General features: G+C 46.3%; 1 protein-coding gene and 1 other annotated feature. The gene reads right to left on the bottom strand.

The window, feature by feature from the left end; genetic code table 11:
* The coding region (locus ACWHAR_RS25905) for a TGS domain-containing protein (protein WP_452088279.1) at nucleotides 1–487 on the bottom strand (487 nt) is incomplete at its 3' end.
* A 53-nt stretch (nucleotides 488–540) separates the two neighbouring features.
* Nucleotides 541–762 (bottom strand) — a binding site (T-box leader).
* Nucleotides 763–792 lie beyond the last annotated feature (30 nt).

Genomic DNA, 792 nt, shown 5'->3' with positions numbered 1-792 from the left:
AAATCTCAAGCTTGAGCCGCTCGTCTTTTTGTGCAAACAGCTCTTCAGCTTCTTCGTAAGAAACCTCTATACGTTTGATTTCAAGGTTCTCATTTATTATGTTTTTCATTTCTTTTTCGATGGCCCCTAAGTCTCCTGATGCCAAGCTTTTCCCCAGCTTCATGTCATAGTAGAAGCCGTCTAGAATCACAGGCCCTACCCCCAATGACACTTCGCCGTACAGCCGTTTTACTGCTTGGGCCAGCACGTGCGCTGTTGTGTGGCGAAGCACCTGCAAGCCTTCTTGTGAATCGAGTATGACAATCGAAAGCTCAGCATCCTCCTCCAGCTTGAAACTGAGATCAACAAGCTTGCCGTTGACCTGACCTGCGGCCGCCTTCTTTTGCAGACTGGAACTGATAGAACCAGCCGCTTCTTTGATTGTGATGCCTTTCGGATATTCCTGGATCTGTCCGTCCGGAAGCTGAATGTCTACATGTTTACTCATTTTAAAACACTCCTTATTCATTGTTGTATATAAAAAAACACACCCGTCCCGCAGATAGGGACGAGTGTGTGATTAACCCGTGGTTCCACCCAAGTTCCCGACAAATACGATATTGTCGGCTCGGTGCTGTAACGCAGCATAGACGGCATTGGTTACTTCAGTTCCCCAATGCTGCTCCAAGGCGGTAAATGATATTCCTAAGCTGGGAAGCTCTCACCTTTCCTTCCCTCTCTGAAAACCGTAACTATCATTCGTGTCCTTTTCAACGCATTTATGTAGTTCATATAAAAAAACACACCCATCCC

Source organism: Bacillus sp. LR--39 (genome assembly GCF_053613335.1).
This window is presented reverse-complemented; position numbering and strand designations above follow the sequence as displayed.